The organism is Pseudomonas sediminis (assembly GCF_002741105.1).
In the GTDB taxonomy this organism is placed as follows: domain Bacteria; phylum Pseudomonadota; class Gammaproteobacteria; order Pseudomonadales; family Pseudomonadaceae; genus Aquipseudomonas; species Aquipseudomonas sediminis.
On sequence record NZ_NIQU01000001.1, the window covers coordinates 567,459 to 585,974 of the forward strand.

An 18,516-nucleotide genomic window follows, 5' to 3' on the forward strand; every position below is an offset into this window, starting at 1 on the left:
TCGTCTAGCAAACTGCCTGCGAGGTAAACGTATACAGCGCAGGTTCGAGCCGCTAACGTAAAGCAAAGCCGTTTTGAGAGGAAGGACTCGTGGAACAGACCGTTACAGCCTGGTTGATACCCGCCCTGACCCTGGTGGTCGGCATCGCCGTGGGCTTTCTGCTCGCCCGCCTGGCCCCCAATGCTGCACCGGGCCGTACGCAGCGGCAGATGGATGAAATGCAGGCACGCTTCGAGGCCTACCAGAGCGAAGTGGTGACCCACTTCAACACCACCGCCAGCCTGGTGAAGAAACTCACCCAGAGCTATCAGGACGTGCAGGAGCACCTGTCCGACGGCGCCAACCGCCTGGCCCTGGACGAGCTGACTCGTCAACGCCTGCTGGCCACCCTGAATAGCACCGAGACAGGCGAGAAGCGCGAGCGCCTGACCCCGCCGAAGAACCACGAAATGCCCAAGGACTACGCGCCGAAAAGCGACGGCCCCGGCATGCTGGATGAGAGCTACGGGCTTAAGAAGTAACCCGCCAGCCAGAAACACCGAGCCCCGCGATTGCGGGGCTTTTTATTGGGCGCGGTTGTGGGCTACGCGGGACGGTAGGAGCGAATTCATTCGCGATCATCGTAAGCCCATATCGCGAATGAATTCGCTCCTAAAAAAGGCACCCCACAAACGATGAGCCCCGCTAATAAGCGGGGCTCATCATGCAGCATCGCGAATGTCAGATCGCGCCGCGACTACGCAGCAGATCCAGCACCGCCTTGACGCCCTCGTCGACCGATTGCGACTGGGTGTCGATCACCAGATCGGCATCCAGCGGCACGTCGTAAGGGAAGCCCTCGCCTGGGATATTGTCACCACCGGCCGCGTACAGCCCCTGCGGATCACGTTCGGCACAAATCTGCGGCGACGCCTGCACATAAACGGTCAGCGCACGCTCACGACCGATCAGCACCTTGGCCTGCTCACGCCCTTCTGCATCCGGGGCGACGAAGGCGGCCAGGGCAATCATCCCGGCTTCGTTGAACTGACGCGCCACATGCGCGGCACGACGCCAGTTCTCGGCGCGGCCGGCGCGATCCTGCGGCAGACCCTTATTGAGATCGTGGCGCAGGTTCTGGCCATCGAGCACGTACACCGCGCGCCCCATGTCGAACAGCTTGCGCTCCACGGCATAGGCCAGGGTGCTCTTGCCGGCACCGGAGAGGCCCGTGAACAGCACGGTGGCCGGTTGCTGGCCGAAGCGCGAAGCACGCTCCTCGGTCGACACGTGCGCCAGACGGCCATGCTGACCACCACCATGAGCGACCGGAGCGGCGATGATCATGCCGGCACCGACGGTACCGTTGGTCAGGCGGTCGATGATGATGAAGGCACCCGTGGTGCGGTTGTATTCGTAACCGTCCAGGGCGATCGGTGCATCCAGCGCCACCTTGACCCGGCCGATTTCGTTGAGTTTGAGCTCGCTGGCCGCGCCCTGCTCCAAGGTGTTCACATCGACGCGATGAACGATGCTCGGGATCGAGCCCGGCACATAACTGGTGGCGCGTTTGATGTCGTATTTCTTGCCCGGCAGCATCGGTTCCTCGCCCATCCATACCAGCATGGCCTCGAAGCTGTCTGTGACCTGCGGACGGTTGTCGGCATGCACCAGCATGTCGCCGCGCGACACGTCGATCTCGTCTTCCAGGGTCAGGGTGATGGCCTGGCCCGGCCCGGCATGTTCCAGTTCGCCCTCGAAGGTGACGATGGATTTGACCCGGCTGCTCTTGCCCGACGGCAAGGCCAGTACCTCGTCGCCCTTGCGCACGATGCCGCTGGCCAGGGTACCGGCGAAGCCACGGAAGTTCAGGTTCGGACGGTTGACGTACTGTACCGGGAAGCGCAGGTCATCGAAGTTGCGGTCGCCAGCGACTTCGACGGTCTCGAGGATTTCCATCAGCGACTGGCCGGTGTACCACGGCGAGCGCTCGGACTTGTTGACCACGTTGTCGCCCTTGAGCGCCGACATCGGCACGAACTCGAGGGTGGTCGGACGCAGGTCGATCTTCTCGGCGAAGGCCAGGTAGTCGGCCTTGATCTGCTCGAACACGCCCTGATCGAAGTCCTTCAGATCCATCTTGTTGACGGCCACGACGATGTGCTTGATGCCCAACAGGGAGGCAATGAAGCTGTGGCGCTTGGTCTGGGTCTGCACGCCGTAGCGGGCGTCGATCAGGATGATCGCCAGGTCGCACGTCGAGGCGCCGGTGGCCATGTTGCGCGTGTACTGCTCATGGCCGGGAGTGTCGGCGATGATGAACTTGCGCTTGGCGGTAGAGAAATAGCGGTAAGCCACATCGATGGTGATGCCCTGCTCGCGCTCGGCCTGCAGGCCATCGACCAGCAGTGCCAGGTCGATGTCATCGCCGGTAGTACCGACTTTCTTCGAATCCTTGGTGATGGCTTCCAGATGATCCTCGTAGATCATCTTGGAGTCATGCAGCAGGCGGCCGATCAGCGTGCTCTTGCCGTCGTCGACGTTGCCACAGGTAAGAAAGCGCAGCAGTTCCTTGCGCTCGTGCTGGGCCAGGTAAGCGAGAATGTCCTGGCCGATCAAATCGGATTGGTGACTCATGGTGCGCGATCCTCAGAAATAGCCCTGACGTTTCTTTTCTTCCATCGACCCGGCGGCGTCGTGATCGATCACGCGGCCCTGGCGCTCGGAAGTACGGGTCAGGAGCATCTCCTGGATGATTTCGGGCAAAGTCAGTGCCGTGGACTCCACCGCGCCGGTCAGCGGGTAGCAGCCGAGGGTACGGAAACGCACCATCTTCTTGGTGATGCGCGCCTTCTCCTCATCGGACAGGTGCTCGAGGATGCGCTCGTCGTCGATCATGATCAGCGTGCCGTTCTTCTCGATCACTTCGCGCTCGGCAGCGAAGTACAGCGGCACGATTGGAATCTGCTCCAGATAGATGTACTGCCAGATGTCCAGTTCGGTCCAGTTCGACAGCGGGAAGACGCGGATCGACTCGCCCTTCTTGACCTTGCCGTTGTATACGTTCCACAGCTCCGGGCGCTGGTTCTTCGGGTCCCAGCGGTGCTTGCTGTCACGGAAGGAGTACACGCGCTCCTTGGCGCGCGACTTTTCTTCGTCGCGGCGCGCGCCACCGAAGGCGGCGTCGAAACCGTACTTATCCAGCGCCTGCTTGAGGCCTTCGGTCTTCATCACGTCGGTGTGCTTGGCACTGCCGTAGGTGAAGGGGTTCATGTCCTGCGCCACACCATCGGGGTTGATGTGGGTGATCAGGTCCAGGCCCATCTCGCTGACCATCTTGTCGCGGAAGCTGTACATCTCCTGGAATTTCCAGCGGGTGTCGACGTGCATCACCGGAAACGGCAGCTTGCCTGGGAAGAATGCCTTACGGGCCAGATGCAGCATCACGGCTGAATCCTTACCGATGGAATAGAGCATCACCGGATTATCGAATTCGGCGGCCACTTCACGAATGATGTGGATGCTTTCCGCCTCCAGCTGCTTGAGATGGGTCAATTTGTCGAGCATGGCTACTCACGGATTGCTGTTATGGGGCCGGCGGGCCGTGGACGAGCGCGCACTCTACCACAGCACCTGCTTATACTCAGGGCGCCGGTTAGATCGAAACGTTCTAGTGTTATGCCTGCCCGTCTGGATGATTCAGACCGGATTGGGGCAGTCGATGAACAGGTGCTCGAGGGCGAAGCGACGCGCCAGATAATCGCCCAGTGCCTGCACGCCATAGCGCTCGGTGGCATGATGGCCCGCGGCTATGAAGCTCACGCCATTCTCGCGCGCACTGTGGAAGGTCTGCTCCGAGGCTTCGCCGGTCAAGTACAGGTCGACCCCGGCCGCCACAGCCTGGTCGATGTAGCCCTGCCCACCACCGGTGCACCAGCCGACGCGACGGATCAGCCCTTCGCCCTCCACCAGCAGCGGCTCACGCCCGAGCACCTGCTGCACGTGGCGGGCGAAATCGACGGCGCTCATGGGCTCGGTCAGCGAGCCGACGAGGCCAACGGTACGCGGATTTTCCGGCTCCAACGGCCCTTCGACGACGATGCCCAGCTGCCGTGCGAGCTGCACGTTGTTGCCCACCTCGGGGTGCACATCCAATGGCAGGTGATAGGCCAGCAGGCTGATGTCGTTGGCCAGCAGCGCTTTCAGGCGACGCTGCTTCATGCCAGTGACACAGGGGTTCTCACCCTTCCAGAAATAGCCGTGATGCACCAGCAGCACATCGGCTTCGGCCTCGATCGCAGCCTCGATCAGCGCCTGACTGGCGGTAACGCCGCTAACGATGCGGCGGACCTGCGGGCGACCCTCGACCTGCAGGCCATTGGGGCAGTAATCACTGATGCGCGACGCATTAAGAAAAGCGTCAGCTTCTTCCACTAGCGTGGTCAGGGCAATGGCCATGAAGATTCCTCACAAGCTGTTGCGGGCCGCTGCCTAATTGGCGAGCACCTCATTATAATGCGCCACCTTAAGGGCCGGATTTGGCCCCCGCAACCCTCAGGATTGTCTCGATGCCCCAGGCACTGCGTTTTCTCGGTTGGCCCCTGCTGGTTGGCGTGCTGCTCGCACTCCTGCTGATCCAGCGCTACCCGGAATGGGTCGGTTTGCCACGCCAGGAAGTGCAACTGGTGCAGGCCCCGCTCTACAGCCGCCTGCAGGAAGGCCCGGTATCCTACGCCGAAGCCGTCGACACCGCCTCGCCTGCAGTGGCCAACCTGTACACCACCAAGCTGGTGAGCAAACCAACCCATCCGCTGTTCGAAGACCCGACCTTCCGCCGCTTCTTCGGTGACAACCTGCCCCGTCAGCAGCGCATGGAATCGAGCCTGGGTTCGGCCGTGCTGATGAGCCGTGAAGGCTACCTGCTGACCAACAATCACGTGGTCAGCGGTGCCGACCAGATCGTCGTCGCCCTCAAGGATGGCCGCGAAACCCTGGCCCGGGTGATCGGCAACGACCCGGAAACCGACCTCGCAGTCTTGAAGATCGACCTGCCCAATCTCCCGGCGATCACCCTCGGGCGCTCCGACAGGATTCGCATCGGCGATGTCACCCTGGCCATCGGCAACCCCTTCGGCGTCGGCCAGACCGTGACCATGGGCATCATCAGCGCCACCGGGCGCAACCAGCTGGGCCTCAACACCTACGAAGACTTCATCCAGACCGATGCGGCAATCAACCCGGGCAACTCCGGCGGTGCGTTGGTCGATGCCCACGGCAATCTGGTTGGCATCAACACCGCGATCTTCTCCAAGTCCGGCGGCTCGCAGGGCATCGGCTTCGCCATACCGGTGAAACTGGCGATGGAAGTGATGCAGGCGATCATCGAACATGGTCAGGTGATTCGCGGCTACCTGGGTGTCGAGGTGCAACCACTGACGCCGGAACTGGCCGAGTCCTTCGGCCTCGATGGCCGCCCCGGCATTGTCGTAGCCGGGGTCTATCGCGACGGCCCGGCACAGAAAGCCGGCCTGCAGCCTGGCGACCTGATTCTCAGCATCGACGGCGAAGCGGCCAGCGACGGCCGGCGTTCGATGAACCAGGTCGCGCGCACCAAGCCTGGCGACAAGATTCGCATCGAGGTGCTGCGCAACGGCAAATCGCTGGAGCTGAGCGCCGAGATCGGCATTCGCCCTCCCGTTAACGGCAACTGATCGGCGAGCATTTTCAAGTGGGAACTTTTCTCGATTGAGGTTATTGTAATGTTATTACATTAACTGCAATCATCCGGAGACTCCCCCTTGCGCGTCACTACCGCCTTGCTTGCCGGCAGCCTGTTAACACCCTGCGCTCTCGCCGCCGAATCTCCCGCCCAACTGGCTGACAGCATCATCAGCGCGTCCGGTGAACAAGCCGACGGGCCGGTGCAGGGCTACCGCGCCAAGCGTTCATCCAGCGCCACTCGCACCGACACCCCAATCAGCGAGATTCCCCAGGCCATCAGCGTAGTCCCCGCCCAGGTGCTGGACGATCTCGGCAGCGGCCGTATCGACCGCGCCCTGGATTTCGCAGGCGGCGTCTCCCGGCAGAACAATTTCGGCGGCCTGACATTTCTCAACTACAGCGTGCGTGGCTTCACCACCGGCGAGCTGTATCGCAATGGCTTCGCCATCAACCGCGGCAGCTACAGCTCGCCGGACGCATCAGCCATCGAGCGTCTGGAAGTGCTCAAAGGACCGGCCGCCGCCCTCTACGGCCGCGGCGATCCCGGCGGGCTGGTCAACATCGTCACCAAGCGCCCGCAACTGGAGCCCTTCACTCAATTCAAAGCCAGCGCCGGGCGCTGGGATCGCTACCGCAGCAGTCTCGACGTCAACACACCGCTGAACGAGGACGGCACCCTGCTTTCGCGGGTCAACCTGGCAGTCGAAGACAACGGCAGTTTTCGCGATCACGTTGGCAACCAGCGACAGATCATCAACCCGACCTTCAGTTGGCAGCTGTCGCCCGACACCCTGCTGATGATCGACAGCGAATTTTCCCGCACCGACTCGGTGTTCGACCGCGGCATTCCCGCCGTCGACGGCAAGATGGGCGCGGTCAAGCACTCGACCTTTCTCGGCGAGCCCAACGACGGCAAGATCCGCAACGACAACCAGCTACTGCAGATCAGCCTTGAGCATTTTCTGAACGATGCCTGGAAACTGCGCCTGGCCAGCCATTACAGCCAGGGCACGCTGGACGGCAACAGCTCCGAACCATCGCGCCTGGTTGGCGATCAGGTCACGCGCTTCTATCGCGAGCGCAACTTCGAATGGAATGACAGCATCACCCAGGCCGAGCTGCATGGGCAGTTCGAACTGACCGGTTGGCAACATCAGACGCTACTTGGGCTGGAATACGAGAACTATCGCAACAGCCAGAAGTACCCGCAAAGCGTTACCGGCCTGGGCTATGGCCAGGACATCTACAACCCGATCTATGGTCAGCCCAAGCCGCCTATCGTCAATCCCAACGATTTCCACGAGCACACCGAAAGCTTCGCCCTCAACCTGCAGGATCAAATCAGCTTCAACGAGCGCTGGAGCGGCCTGCTCGGCGTGCGTCTGGAGCGTTTCGAGCAAACCGCACTGAACCGCAGTACCCGTGTCAGTAACGAGCAGAGCAAGGATGTCGCTACCCCGCGCGCGGGCGTGCTCTATCAGCTGACGCCAGAGGTCGGCGTGTTCGCCAATGCCTCGATGTCGTTCAAACCCAATGCCATCGGCGCTCAGGGCCAGGTGTTCAAACCAGAGAAGGGCCTCGGCTATGAAACCGGCCTCAAGCTCGACCTGCTCGACAGCCGCCTCGGCGCCACCGTGGCACTGTTCCATATCGACAAGGAAAACGTGCTGACTGCCGACCCGAACAACCCCGGCGACAGCATCGCCGCCGGCAAGGCGCGCAGCCAGGGTCTGGACCTGCAGGTCAGCGGCCAGCTCACCGATGCCCTACGTGTGATCGGCGCCTACGCCTACATCGATGCTGAGGTGACCAAGGACAACAGCATTCCCGAAGGAAGTGACCTGCTCGGCATCGCCCGCAACAGCGCCAGTTTGATGAGCGTCTACCAGTTCCAGGGTGGCTCGCTGCAGGGCTCGGAACTCGGCGCAGCAGTCAACTACGTCGGTGATCGCTCCGGGCAGACCGGCAGCGATTTCGAGCTGCCGGCCTATACCACGGTCGATCTGCTGGCGCGCTGGCAGGCCACCAAGGACCTGAACCTGGGCCTGAACCTCAACAACCTGTTCGATCGCAAGTACTACGAGCGCTCGTTCAACAACGTCTGGGTAATGCCCGGCGACCCTCGCAATCTCAGCGTCAGCCTGACCCTCAACCTTTGAATCGGAGATTCACATGCGTATTCCTGCCTACCTGCTTCTCGCCGGCCTGTTCGCCAGCAGCAGCGCTCTCGCTCACGGCCTCTGGACCGAGGAGCGCCGCGGCAATATCGAAGTCGTCTACGGCCACGGTGCCGAGGATGATGCCTTCAAGGCGGAAAAGATCAGCGGCGCCTGGGCCTATGACGCAGCGGGTCGAATGATTCCGGTGACCGTCGAACGTCTGGCCGACCACGCCCGCCTGCAACCTTTGAAGAAACCCGCCGTACTCGGTGTCGCGCTGGACAATGGCGCCTGGTCGAAGACCCCGGAAGGCCAATGGATCAACCTGGGCCGCAGCCAGGTGGCGAACTCGACCCAGTCGCTGCACACCTACAAATACAGCCTGGCGATCTACTCAGAAGACGCCAAGCTGCCTGCGCTCGAACACCTGAAGATGGTCATAGTGCCGGAAACCGACCCGCTCAAGGTCGGCCCAGGCAAGCCGCTGCCGGTGCGCGTGCTGGTGGACGGCAAGCCGATGGCAGGCGTAGAGCTGGTCGGCGACTATCGCGGCGCACCGCATCAGGTCAGCGCGGTAACCGATGCCGAGGGTCGCGCCCAGATAACGGTGCGCAACGAGGCACTGAACATCATCAGCGCCTCGGTCTACGTACCGGTAGAGAACGACCTAAATATCGAGAGCCGTGGTCTGTTCACCTCACTGACCTTCCTCGGCCAGCCGCACCACGAGTAACCGCAACGCCGTGCACCGTGCCATGAAAAAAGCCGGTGACGCTCACGCGTCACCGGCCTTGCTATGGCTCGTATCGATTACAGCCCACGCAGCGCATCCAGCAGTGCCTGGTTCTGCTCCGGCGTACCGATGGTGATACGCAGGAACTGGGCGATGCGCTGTTGCTTGAAGTGACGCACGATCACGCCCTGCTCACGCAGGCCCGCGGCCAAAGTCGCTGCATCCTTGCCCGGATGACGGGCGAAGACGAAGTTCGCCGCCGAAGGCAGCACCTCGAAACCCAGCCCCTGCAAACCGGCGACAACTGCCTCACGGCTCTCGATCACCTGCTGGCAGGTTTTCTCGAAATAATCACGGTCCTCGAACGCTGCGGCTGCACCGGCGATGGCCATGCGATCGAGCGGGTAGGAGTTGAAGCTGTTCTTGATTCGCTCCAGCGCTTCGATCAGATCCGGGTGGCCGACTGCAATGCCGACGCGTAGCCCAGCTAGCGAGCGCGACTTGGACAGGGTCTGGGTGACTAGCAGATTCGGGTACTTGTCGACCAGGGCGATGGCCGTCTGCCCACCGAAGTCGATATAGGCCTCATCAACCAGCACTACCGAATCCGGGCTGCCTTGCAGCAAGCGCTCAATGGCGTCGAGCGGCAGCAGGCAACCCGTCGGAGCATTGGGGTTGGGGAAGATGATGCCAGCGTTCGGCCTGGCGTAATCCTCCACGCGGATCTGGAACTGCTCGTCCAGCGGCACCTGCTGCTGCTCGATACCGTACAGGCCGCAATAAACCGGATAGAAGCTGTAGCTGATATCCGGGAACAGCAAAGGCGCGTCATGCTGGAACAGGCCATGGAACGCGTGCGCCAGCACCTCGTCAGAGCCGTTGCCGACGAACACCTGGTTGGTCTGCACGCCATAGTAGTCAGCCACTGCCTGCTTCAGGCGATCGCTGTTGGGGTCCGGGTACAAACGCAGGTTGTCGTTGACCTCGGCCTGCATCGCCGCAATGGCCTTGGGCGACGGGCCATAAGGGTTCTCGTTGGTATTGAGCTTCACCAGCTTGCTCAGCTTGGGCTGCTCACCTGGTACATAGGGCACCAGGTCTTTGACGAAGGGGCTCCAGAATTTGCTCATCTGCCCTTCTCTCCTCGAAATACGTTGCATGGGGCGATGGATAACGCTTCGTTCAACCTGCAAAGCGCGATCCCGTAAGGTGCGCCGTGCGCACCAAAACATTCACAAGGTGCGCACGGCGCACCCTACGCTCAGGGCTTGATACGGTACTCGGCGCTACGCGCATGCGCGGTCAGCGACTCGCCACGGGCCAGCACCGAGGCGCTCTTGCCCAGCTCCGACGCACCATCCGGCGAACAGAAGATGATCGACGAGCGCTTCTGGAAGTCATACACACCCAGCGGCGAGGAGAACCGCGCGGTGCCAGATGTCGGCAGCACGTGATTCGGGCCCGCCACGTAGTCGCCCAGGGCTTCTGCTGTGTAGCGGCCCATGAAGATCGCACCGGCGTGGCGAATCTCGGGCAGCCAGGCTTCCGGGTCGGCGACCGACAGCTCCAGGTGCTCGGGCGCGATACGGTTGGCCACCTCGATGGCCTGCTCCATGTCCGCCACCTGGATCAAGGCACCGCGCCCCTCCAGCGAAGTACGGATGATCTCGGCCCGCTCCATGGTCGGCAGTAGCTTGGCGATGCTTTCAGCGACGCGGTCGAGGAAGGCGGCATCCGGGCTGACCAGAATCGACTGGGCGTCCTCATCGTGCTCGGCCTGGGAGAACAGATCCATGGCGATCCAGTCCGGATCGGTCTGGCCGTCACAGACCACGAGGATCTCCGACGGGCCGGCGATCATGTCGATGCCCACCTTGCCGAACACATGGCGCTTGGCGGTGGCCACATAGATATTGCCCGGACCGACGATCTTGTCCACCGGCGGCACGCTCTCGGTGCCGTAGGCCAACGCGGCCACAGCCTGGGCGCCACCGATGGTAAACACACGATCGACGCCGGCGATGGCGGCAGCAGCGAGAACGATCTCGTTGATCTCACCGCGCGGGGTCGGCACCACCATTACCACTTCCGGCACGCCGGCGACCTTGGCCGGAATGGCGTTCATCAGCACCGAGGACGGGTAGGACGCCTTGCCGCCCGGCACGTAGAGGCCGGCGCGATCCAGCGGGGTGACCTTCTGCCCCAACACCGTGCCGTCGGCTTCGGTGTAGCGCCAGGAGTCCTGCTTCTGCTTCTCGTGGTAGCTGCGCACCCGCTCGGCGGCCACTTCCAGTGCCTGGCGCTGCTCGGCACTGATTCGGGTCAGGGCCAGTTCCAGGCGCTCGCGCGGCAGGATCAGGTCGGCCATGGAAGCGACCTGCAGACCATCGAAACGCTGGGTGTATTCGACCAGGGCGGCATCGCCGCGCTCACGCACGGCCTGGATGATTTCCAGCACGCGCTGGTTGACGCCATCGTCGGAGACACTTTCCCAGGACAGCAGATGATCCAGATGACGCGCAAAGTCCGTGTCGGCAGCGTTGAGTCGGCGGATGGCAACGGGTGCGGTCATAGCGAAAGCCTCATTAAATGGCGTGTTCTCGGGCGCCCGTAATGTAGCAAGCCCACCGTGCGGGCACCCAAGAAAAATGGCTATGACACGGATAGGCTGCCGCGACCAGAAGTCGCGGTGAGGAATCAGCCTTGGTGTCGCGCCTCGATGGCGCCACGCAGGGTATCGATCAGGGCCTGGATGCGCGCGTGCTGCATCTTCATCGAGGCCTTGTTGACGATCAACCGCGAGCTGATGGTGGCGATCAGTTCCTGCGGTTCCAGGCCGTTGGCACACAGGGTGTTGCCGGTGTCGACCACGTCGATGATCTTGTCGGCCAGGCCCACCAGCGGCGCCAGTTCCATCGAGCCGTACAGTTTGATGATGTCGACCTGACGGCCCTGCTCGGCGTAGTAACGCTTGGCGACGTTGACGAACTTGGTGGCCACGCGCAGGCGGCCTTTCGGCTCCGGCGCACCGACCTTGCCAGCCGTCATCAGCTTGCACTTGGCGATCTGCAGATCCAGCGGCTCGTAGATGCCCTGGCCGCCGTACTCCATCAGCACGTCCTTGCCCGCCACACCGAGGTCGGCCGCACCATGCTCGACGTAGGTCGGCACATCGGTGGCACGCACGATCAGCAGGCGCACGTCATCCTGAGTGGTCGGGATGATCAGCTTGCGGCTCTTGTCCGGATTCTCGGTCGGCTCGATGCCCGCGGCGGCCAGCAACGGCAGGGTGTCATCGAGAATGCGGCCTTTGGACAGGGCGATGGTCAACATGAAACGGTTTCCTTGAGCGGAAGCGGCCTCCCGAGAGGGGTGGCCACACTATCTGCGATCTCGCGAGCTAGAGTCATGCAAGGCAAAAACAGGCGAGGAAGCGGAGTTTACAAGTTGTAAATGAGCATTCCGAGCCTGTTTTTAACGCAGCAGGACCGACGCGCAGCAGATCGCCATCAACCCGGAACGCGGCGGATCTTGGCGCCGAGCAGTTGCAGCTTCTCTTCGATGCACTCGTAACCACGGTCGATGTGGTAAATGCGGTCGATCAGCGTATCGCCGTCAGCCACCAGCGCGGCCAGCACCAGGCTCGCCGAGGCGCGCAGGTCGGTCGCCATCACAGGTGCGCCCTTGAGCTTGTCGACCCCGGTAACCACGGCCGTATTGCCTTCGACCAGGATGTTGGCGCCCATGCGCAGCATCTCGTAGACGTGCATGAAACGGTTTTCGAACACGGTTTCGATGATGGTACCAGTGCCTTCGGCCACCGCGTTCAGGGCGATGAACTGCGCCTGCATGTCGGTGGGGAACGCCGGATAGGGAGCGGTGCGCAGGTTGACGGCTTTCGGGCGCTTGCCCTTCATGTCCAGCTCGATCCAGTCCGGGCCGGTAGTGACTTCGGCGCCAGCCTCCTGCAGCTTGGCCAGCACGGCCTCCAGCGTCGAAGGGTCGGCGTCCTTGACCTTGACCCGACCACCGGTAACGGCGGCGGCGACCAGGTAGGTGCCAGTTTCGATACGGTCGGGCATGACGTTGAAACGTGCACCGTGCAGGCGCTCGACGCCGTCGATGATGATGGTATCGGTGCCGGCGCCCTGGATCTTCGCGCCCATGGCGATCAGGCAGTTGGCCAGGTCGACCACCTCAGGCTCACGCGCGGCGTTTTCCAGCACGCTGCGGCCCTTGGCCAGGGTCGCGGCCATCATGATGTTCTCGGTACCGGTCACGCTGACTACGTCGAAGAAGAAATGCGCCCCGCGCAAGCCGCCCTCCGGGGCCTTGGCCTTGATGTAGCCACCTTCGACATCGATGATCGCGCCCATGGCCTCGAGGCCACGGATGTGCAGATCGACCGGACGCGAACCGATCGCGCAACCACCGGGCAGCGCCACCTCGGCCTCACCGAAACGGGCGACCATGGGGCCGAGCACCAGAATCGAGGCGCGCATGGTTTTTACCAGCTCGTAAGGCGCGACCAGGGTCTTGATCGCACGCGCATCAACTTCCACCGCCAGCTTCTCGTCGATCACCGGCTCGATGCCCATACGGCCGAACAGCTCGATCATGGTGGTGATGTCGTGCAGGTGCGGCAGGTTGCAGATGGTGACGGGGGCGTCGCCCAGCAGGGTGGCCGCCAGAATCGGCAGAGCAGAGTTTTTCGCACCGGAAATGCGGATTTCGCCATCGAGGCGAGCGCCGCCGGTAATGATCAGTTTATCCATAGGAATCTCGTCGCCCGCAGGCTCAGGAACGCGCGGCCCAATCGGCCTGGCTGAAGAATTTCATGGTCACGGCGTGGATGCTGCCATCAGCGATCCAGGCATTGAGGTGGGCATAGATCTGCTGCTGACGCTTGACCGGGCTGAGGGCGGCCAGTTCGTCGCTGATCAGGTTGAGCTGGAAGTTGCAGCCTTCGCCTTCGACTTCCACCTGGGTATTCGGGAGTTTTTCCTCTAGGAGGCTTTTTACTTCTGCAGCCTGCATGCTCGACCTCGACTGACGCATTCGGGCACCTGAGCCCGCGGGTCGGCCATGATACAAAAAAGCCTCCCGCCTGCGAACCCCGCCAACACCGGTGCTGACGGAACGACGGGAAGCGCTTCACGCTTGCAGCGGTAGCAACTCCAGCAGGCCGCTGACCTGAGCGATCTCACGCATGTCGTCGGGCAGCGCACTGATTGTCAGCTCACGCCCTGCCTTGCGTGCATCACGCATGAACGCCAGCAACAGCGCCAGACCGACGCTGCTGGACTTTTCCACCGCGCTGCAATCGAGCGCCAGGCTTTTAGCACTGCTGGCGGCGATCAGGCGCGCGCCCTGCTCACGCAGCAGCGGGCCGGTGCTGTAATCGAGCACGCCACTGAGCTGCAATTGCCCGGCAGCGCGCTCGCTGATGGTCGCCTGACTCACGACTCGCCCCGAGCCTGACGAGCCCTGGCCACGGTATCGGCCCAGGTGTCGATGACCTTGTCGAGATCGTTGCGGTTGTTCTGCATCGACTGAGCGAACTGATCGCGGAACAACTTGCCGACGTTGATGCCGTTGATCACCACGTTACGCAACTTCCAGCCGCCATCCATCGACACCATGGTGTAGGACAGCGGGTAGACCACGCCCTTGCCATCGCGAATCTCCATGCCGACCGAGGTGCGCTCGCCTTCGGCTCTGCCGCTGGCCGGCAGCACGCGAATGTCCTGATTGTTGTACTCGAGCAAGGCATTGCCATAGAACTGCATCAGGCTGCGCTTGAAGTTCTCCTGAAAGCGGCTCATCTGCTCAGGCGAGGCCTGGCGCGAGTAGCGCACGGTCATCACGCCACGGGCGATGCCATCGACATCCACCACTGGGCCGAGAATCTCGTTGAGCGAGTCGTAGAAGGCATTGGGATTGCTGCGGTACTGCTCCTTGTTGGCCTTGAGGTCAGCCAGCAGGGTGTCGGTGGTTTGCTGCACCACTTCATGGGCGCTTGGCGCAGCGGTGGCCAGCAGCGGCATGGTAGCCAGCAACACCAGCAGGGAATTACGCACGATTTTGAACATGTCAGGAGCCCTCATCAATTGGCTTCATCTTTATTGACCGAATTGAGCAGGAATTTGCCAATCAGGTCTTCCAGCACCAGCGAGGACTGCGTGTCGTGAATGGTGCTGCCGTCCTTGAGCACCTCCTCGTCACCACCAACGCTGATGCCGATGTATTTCTCACCGAGTAGCCCCGCAGTCAGGATCGACGCAGTGGAATCCTCAGGCAGGTTATTGACGCCACCATCGAGCTCCAGGGTCACCCGGCCCATGTAGCTATCACGATCCAGATCGATCGCAGTGACCTTGCCGATGCTCACGCCGGCCATGGTGACCTTGGCGCGCACGGTCAGCCCGGCGATGTTGTCGAAATAGGCGTAGACCTTGTAGGTATCGCCAGCACTGCCGACGCTCAGGCCGCTGACGCGCAGGGCCAGCAACAGCAGGGCCAGCACACCGGCCATGAGGAACAGGCCGACACCAATCTCCAGCGTGCGGTTTTGCATCAGAAATCTCCAAACATCAAAGCGGTCAGAATGAAATCCAGGCCAAGCACGGCCAGCGAGGCGTACACCACGGTGCGCGTGGTCGCACGGCTGATGCCTTCGGAAGTGGGTTCACAGTCGTAGCCCTGGAATACGGCGATCCAGGTCACCACGAAGGCGAAGACGATGCTCTTGATCACCCCGTTGAGCACGTCGTCATAAAAGGAAACACTGTTCTGCATGTTCGACCAGAACGAGCCCTCGTAAACGCCCAGCCAATCCACGGCGACCATGGCCGCACCCCAGATGCCGACCACGCAGAAGATCATCGCCAGCAGCGGCATCGAGACGAAGCCGGCCCACAGCCGCGGCGCGACGATGTACTTGAGCGGGTCGACGCCAATCATCTCCAGGCTGGAGAGCTGCTCGGTGGACTTCATGTTGCCGATTTCGGCAGTCAGCGCCGAGCCAGCGCGGCCGGCGAACAGCAGCGCGGTCACCACCGGGCCAAGTTCACGCAGCAGAGTCAGGGCGACCATCTGCCCAACAGCCTGTTCGGAGCCATAGCTGACCAGAATGTTGTAGCCCTGCAGGGCCAACACCATGCCGATGAAGATGCCGGACACAACGATGATCGCCAGCGACATGACGCCAACCGCGAACAGTTGCTTGATCAACAGCTGCAAAGGCTTGCCGGCACGGCTGCGCCCGAACAGCGCACTGACCAGAAACAGGACAGAGCGCCCCAGCGTCGCGACCACATCGATACCCGCACGACCGAACAGCCGCAGCCGTTCGAGCGGTGAATTTCTGCGCATCAACCTCTCCCCAACAGATCTTCGCGATAGTCCAGCGCTGGAAAATGAAACGGCACCGGCCCATCCGGAATGCCCTTCATGAACTGACGAATACGTGGATTATCCGACTCCATCAACTCGGCCGGAGTGCCCTGCCCCAACACCTGAGCATCACCGACGACATAGATGTAGTCGGCGATGCTGGCCGTTTCTGCAAGGTCGTGAGACACCACCACGCTGGTGATCCCCAGTGCATCGTTGAGCAGGCGGATCAGGCGCACCAGAACACCCATGGCGATGGGATCCTGGCCGACAAACGGCTCGTCATACAGCAGAATCTGCGGATCCAGAGCGATGGCTCGAGCCAGCGCGACACGGCGCTTCATGCCGCCAGATAGCTCGTCCGGCATCAGATCCAGCGCCCCGCGCAAGCCAACGGCCTGCAGTTTCATCAGGACGATGTCGCGGATCATTTCTTCAGGAAGCTTGGTGTGTACGCGCAGAGGGAATGCCACGTTCTCGAACACATCGAGATCGGTGAACAGCGCGCCGCTCTGGAACAGGACGCCCATCTGCTTGCGCATATCGAACAGTTCGTCGCGCGAGAGCTTCGGCAGACTGACGCCGTCGACGCGAACATCGCCTGCAGAAGGACGTAGCTCGGCAGCGATCAGGCGCAGCAGCGTGGTCTTGCCGCAGCCGGAGGGGCCCATGATGCCGGTGACCTTGCCGCGCGGAATGCGGATATCGACCTTGTCGAAAATCGATCGCGCGCCACGCTGAAAGCTGACGCCCTGCAACTCGATCGCGTACTCGTGCTCGGCGCTCATCTGAACTCCTTGAAAATAAGGCCTTCCTGGCAGACGCCGCCTCCAGAAGCGAAGACACGCACCATCCAGAGAGGGCCAAAATGGCCGCGAACTATAGCATTTGCCGAACATGCCGCCCAATAGCGCCCCAAAGCGGCGTTCAGACTTGCGACAGTTTCGACGTTGGCTCGTTGCACCGAGGGTGAGCGCGGGAAGCTTTTCCGTTTATAATCCCCGTCTTTTTTCGCCCGACAGCCTTACTCAATGAACCAGACCCGCGACCTGATTGATTCCGCGCAGCGCACCATCCGCCTCGAAATTGAAGCGGTGCAGGAGCTATTGCCCCGTATCAATGCCGACTTCATCAAGGCCTGCGAGCTGATTCTCAGCTGCAAGGGCCGCGTGGTCGTGGTTGGCATGGGCAAGTCCGGGCATATCGGCAACAAGATCGCTGCAACTCTGGCCAGCACCGGTACCACGTCGTTCTTTGTCCACCCGGCAGAAGCCAGCCATGGCGACATGGGTATGATCACCAAGGACGACATCGTTCTGGCACTGTCGAACTCTGGCTCGACCGCCGAGATCGTTACCCTGCTGCCACTGATCAAGCGCCTCGGTATCCGCCTGATCAGCATGACCGGTAACCCTGAGTCGCCGCTGGCCAAGGCCGCCGAGGTCAATCTGGATGCACGCGTCTCGCAGGAGGCCTGCCCGTTGAACCTGGCCCCCACTTCCTCGACCACTGCCAGCCTGGTACTGGGCGACGCCCTGGCTATCGCCCTGCTCGAAGCGCGCGGCTTCACCGCCGAAGACTTCGCCTTCTCCCATCCGGGCGGCGCCCTTGGCCGGCGCCTGCTGCTCAAGGTAGAGAACGTGATGCACAGCGGCGAAAGCCTGCCTCAAGTCACCCGCGGCACCAGCCTGCGTGACGCCCTGCTGGAAATGACCCAGAAAGGCTTGGGCATGACCACCGTCCTGGAGGCTGATGGCCATCTGGCCGGGATCTTCACCGATGGCGACCTGCGCCGCGCACTGGACAAGGGCATCGATGTACGCGACGCCCGGATCGATGACGTGATGACGCTGCATGGCAAGACCATTCGCGCCGAGATGCTCGCCGCCGAAGCCCTGAAGATCATGGAAGACAACAAGATCAGCGCCCTGGTGGTAGTCGACGGCAATGATCGCCCGATCGGCGCGTTCAACCTCGGCGATCTGCTGCGCGCGGGAGTGATGTAATGAACGAACTACTGCAACGCGCACGCGCCGTGAAACTGGCGATCTTCGACGTCGATGGCGTGTTGACTGACGGCCGCCTGTACTTTCTCGAAGACGGCAGCGAGTTCAAGACCTTCAACACACTCGACGGCCACGGTATCAAGATGCTGATCAACTCGGGCGTGCGCACGGCCATCATCAGCGGCCGCAAGACACCAGTGGTGGAGCGCCGCGCCAACAACCTGGGCATCCAGCACCTGTTCCAGGGTCGTGAAGACAAACTCGTGGTACTCGACGGCCTGCTCGCCGAACTCGGCCTAAGCTATGAACAGGTCGCCTATCTTGGTGACGACCTGCCGGACCTTCCGGTGATTCGCCGTGTCGGATTGGGCATGGCCGTGGCCAGCGCCGACAGCTTCGTCCGCCAGCATGCCCACGGCGTAACCCAGGCGCGCGGCGGTGATGGTGCGGCGCGGGAATTCTGCGAACTGATCATGCGTGCCCAAGGCACACTGGATGCGGCCCATGCCGCCTACCTGTAGAG

Annotated in this window: 19 protein-coding genes; 6 read left to right on the forward strand and 13 right to left on the reverse strand. The window is 62.1% G+C overall.

What is annotated here, in order from left to right; all coding sequences use genetic code 11:
* Positions 1-89 precede the first annotated feature (89 nt).
* The gene (locus tag CDO35_RS02790; RefSeq protein ID WP_099522471.1) at positions 90-521 is read left to right on the forward strand and encodes a Z-ring associated ZapG family protein; all 432 of its coding nucleotides are present in this window, start codon (positions 90-92) and stop codon (positions 519-521) included.
* A gap of 199 nt (positions 522-720) precedes the next feature.
* On the opposite strand, the gene cysN is transcribed toward CDO35_RS02790, so the two are convergent.
* The 3 genes from cysN to CDO35_RS02805 all read right to left on the reverse strand — a co-directional run bounded on the left by cysN (position 721) and on the right by CDO35_RS02805 (position 4,437).
* On the reverse strand, positions 721-2,616 hold the full coding sequence (gene cysN, locus CDO35_RS02795; RefSeq protein ID WP_099522472.1) for a sulfate adenylyltransferase subunit CysN: 1,896 nt from the start codon (positions 2,614-2,616) through the stop codon (positions 721-723).
* Between the two features lie 12 nt (positions 2,617-2,628).
* Positions 2,629-3,546 carry a sulfate adenylyltransferase subunit CysD gene (cysD, locus tag CDO35_RS02800; RefSeq protein WP_099522473.1) on the reverse strand — a complete coding sequence of 306 codons (918 nt, stop codon included), beginning with the start codon at positions 3,544-3,546 and terminating at the stop codon, positions 2,629-2,631.
* Between the two features lie 132 nt (positions 3,547-3,678).
* Positions 3,679-4,437, reverse strand: coding sequence for a Nif3-like dinuclear metal center hexameric protein (locus CDO35_RS02805; protein ID WP_099522474.1), 759 nt, complete (start codon positions 4,435-4,437; stop codon positions 3,679-3,681).
* A 110-nt stretch (positions 4,438-4,547) separates the two neighbouring features.
* Here CDO35_RS02805 and algW point away from each other — a divergent pair, with 110 nt between their 5' ends.
* From algW to CDO35_RS02820, 3 genes are all read left to right on the forward strand, one after another.
* The gene (algW, locus tag CDO35_RS02810) at positions 4,548-5,690 is read left to right on the forward strand and encodes a Do family serine endopeptidase AlgW (protein WP_099522475.1); all 1,143 of its coding nucleotides are present in this window, start codon (positions 4,548-4,550) and stop codon (positions 5,688-5,690) included.
* An 87-nt stretch (positions 5,691-5,777) separates the two neighbouring features.
* Positions 5,778-7,859 carry a TonB-dependent siderophore receptor gene (locus tag CDO35_RS02815; RefSeq protein ID WP_099522476.1) on the forward strand — a complete coding sequence of 694 codons (2,082 nt, stop codon included), beginning with the start codon at positions 5,778-5,780 and terminating at the stop codon, positions 7,857-7,859.
* A 13-nt stretch (positions 7,860-7,872) separates the two neighbouring features.
* Positions 7,873-8,592 carry a DUF4198 domain-containing protein gene (locus tag CDO35_RS02820; RefSeq protein ID WP_099522477.1) on the forward strand — a complete coding sequence of 240 codons (720 nt, stop codon included), beginning with the start codon at positions 7,873-7,875 and terminating at the stop codon, positions 8,590-8,592.
* A 77-nt stretch (positions 8,593-8,669) separates the two neighbouring features.
* Here the strand turns inward: CDO35_RS02820 and hisC are convergent, their stop codons facing one another.
* From hisC to CDO35_RS02870, 10 genes are all read right to left on the reverse strand, one after another.
* A complete protein-coding gene (gene hisC / locus CDO35_RS02825) occupies positions 8,670-9,722 on the reverse strand; it encodes a histidinol-phosphate transaminase (RefSeq protein WP_099522478.1) in 1,053 nt (350 codons plus the stop codon).
* 131 nt (positions 9,723-9,853) lie between these two features.
* Positions 9,854-11,164, reverse strand: coding sequence for a histidinol dehydrogenase (gene hisD / locus CDO35_RS02830; protein WP_099522479.1), 1,311 nt, complete (start codon positions 11,162-11,164; stop codon positions 9,854-9,856).
* Positions 11,165-11,289: 125 nt separating this feature from the next.
* Positions 11,290-11,925 (reverse strand): ATP phosphoribosyltransferase, encoded by a 636-nt coding sequence (gene hisG / locus CDO35_RS02835; protein ID WP_099522480.1) that lies wholly within the window; start codon positions 11,923-11,925, stop codon positions 11,290-11,292.
* 176 nt (positions 11,926-12,101) lie between these two features.
* Entirely contained in the window at positions 12,102-13,367 is a 1,266-nt protein-coding gene (murA, locus tag CDO35_RS02840; protein WP_099522481.1) for a UDP-N-acetylglucosamine 1-carboxyvinyltransferase, read from the reverse strand.
* Positions 13,368-13,389: 22 nt separating this feature from the next.
* Entirely contained in the window at positions 13,390-13,629 is a 240-nt protein-coding gene (locus CDO35_RS02845) for a BolA family protein (RefSeq protein ID WP_003459267.1), read from the reverse strand.
* A gap of 117 nt (positions 13,630-13,746) precedes the next feature.
* Positions 13,747-14,055, reverse strand: a complete 309-nt coding sequence (locus tag CDO35_RS02850) for an STAS domain-containing protein (RefSeq protein WP_099522482.1) — start codon at positions 14,053-14,055, stop codon at positions 13,747-13,749.
* The gene (locus CDO35_RS02855) at positions 14,052-14,684 is read right to left on the reverse strand and encodes an MlaC/ttg2D family ABC transporter substrate-binding protein (protein WP_099522483.1); all 633 of its coding nucleotides are present in this window, start codon (positions 14,682-14,684) and stop codon (positions 14,052-14,054) included. Before CDO35_RS02855 ends, CDO35_RS02850 begins: the two co-directional genes overlap by 4 nt.
* Before the next feature lie 14 nt (positions 14,685-14,698).
* On the reverse strand, positions 14,699-15,169 hold the full coding sequence (gene mlaD, locus CDO35_RS02860) for an outer membrane lipid asymmetry maintenance protein MlaD (protein WP_017678927.1): 471 nt from the start codon (positions 15,167-15,169) through the stop codon (positions 14,699-14,701).
* Positions 15,169-15,966, reverse strand: coding sequence for a lipid asymmetry maintenance ABC transporter permease subunit MlaE (mlaE, locus tag CDO35_RS02865; protein ID WP_099522484.1), 798 nt, complete (start codon positions 15,964-15,966; stop codon positions 15,169-15,171). The genes mlaD and mlaE overlap by 1 nt, the downstream gene beginning before the upstream one ends.
* Complete coding sequence (locus CDO35_RS02870) at positions 15,966-16,775, reverse strand: ATP-binding cassette domain-containing protein (RefSeq protein WP_099522485.1); 810 nt, start codon at positions 16,773-16,775, stop codon at positions 15,966-15,968. The genes mlaE and CDO35_RS02870 overlap by 1 nt, the downstream gene beginning before the upstream one ends.
* A 243-nt stretch (positions 16,776-17,018) precedes the next feature.
* Between CDO35_RS02870 and CDO35_RS02875 the strand changes: the two genes are divergently transcribed.
* Positions 17,019-17,993, forward strand: a complete 975-nt coding sequence (locus CDO35_RS02875; RefSeq protein ID WP_099522486.1) for a KpsF/GutQ family sugar-phosphate isomerase — start codon at positions 17,019-17,021, stop codon at positions 17,991-17,993.
* Positions 17,993-18,514, forward strand: a complete 522-nt coding sequence (locus CDO35_RS02880; protein WP_099522487.1) for a KdsC family phosphatase — start codon at positions 17,993-17,995, stop codon at positions 18,512-18,514. Before CDO35_RS02875 ends, CDO35_RS02880 begins: the two co-directional genes overlap by 1 nt.
* The last annotated feature ends 2 nt before the right edge of the window (positions 18,515-18,516 follow it).

Bases quoted from the DNA above. Each gene is read 5' to 3' on its own strand.
- cysN (WP_099522472.1), bottom strand. From the start codon at position 2,616: ATGAGTCACCAATCCGATTTGATCGGCCAGGACATTCTCGCTTACCTG.
- cysD (WP_099522473.1), bottom strand. From the start codon at position 3,546: ATGCTCGACAAATTGACCCATCTCAAGCAGCTGGAGGCGGAAAGCATC.
- CDO35_RS02805 (WP_099522474.1), bottom strand. From the start codon at position 4,437: ATGGCCATTGCCCTGACCACGCTAGTGGAAGAAGCTGACGCTTTTCTT.
- algW (WP_099522475.1), top strand. From the start codon at position 4,548: ATGCCCCAGGCACTGCGTTTTCTCGGTTGGCCCCTGCTGGTTGGCGTG.
- CDO35_RS02820 (WP_099522477.1), top strand. From the start codon at position 7,873: ATGCGTATTCCTGCCTACCTGCTTCTCGCCGGCCTGTTCGCCAGCAGC.
- hisC (WP_099522478.1), bottom strand. From the start codon at position 9,722: ATGAGCAAATTCTGGAGCCCCTTCGTCAAAGACCTGGTGCCCTATGTA.
- hisD (WP_099522479.1), bottom strand. From the start codon at position 11,164: ATGACCGCACCCGTTGCCATCCGCCGACTCAACGCTGCCGACACGGAC.
- hisG (WP_099522480.1), bottom strand. From the start codon at position 11,925: ATGTTGACCATCGCCCTGTCCAAAGGCCGCATTCTCGATGACACCCTG.
- murA (WP_099522481.1), bottom strand. From the start codon at position 13,367: ATGGATAAACTGATCATTACCGGCGGCGCTCGCCTCGATGGCGAAATC.
- CDO35_RS02845 (WP_003459267.1), bottom strand. From the start codon at position 13,629: ATGCAGGCTGCAGAAGTAAAAAGCCTCCTAGAGGAAAAACTCCCGAAT.
- CDO35_RS02855 (WP_099522483.1), bottom strand. From the start codon at position 14,684: ATGTTCAAAATCGTGCGTAATTCCCTGCTGGTGTTGCTGGCTACCATG.
- mlaD (WP_017678927.1), bottom strand. From the start codon at position 15,169: ATGCAAAACCGCACGCTGGAGATTGGTGTCGGCCTGTTCCTCATGGCC.
- mlaE (WP_099522484.1), bottom strand. From the start codon at position 15,966: ATGCGCAGAAATTCACCGCTCGAACGGCTGCGGCTGTTCGGTCGTGCG.
- CDO35_RS02870 (WP_099522485.1), bottom strand. From the start codon at position 16,775: ATGAGCGCCGAGCACGAGTACGCGATCGAGTTGCAGGGCGTCAGCTTT.
- CDO35_RS02875 (WP_099522486.1), top strand. From the start codon at position 17,019: ATGAACCAGACCCGCGACCTGATTGATTCCGCGCAGCGCACCATCCGC.
- CDO35_RS02880 (WP_099522487.1), top strand. From the start codon at position 17,993: ATGAACGAACTACTGCAACGCGCACGCGCCGTGAAACTGGCGATCTTC.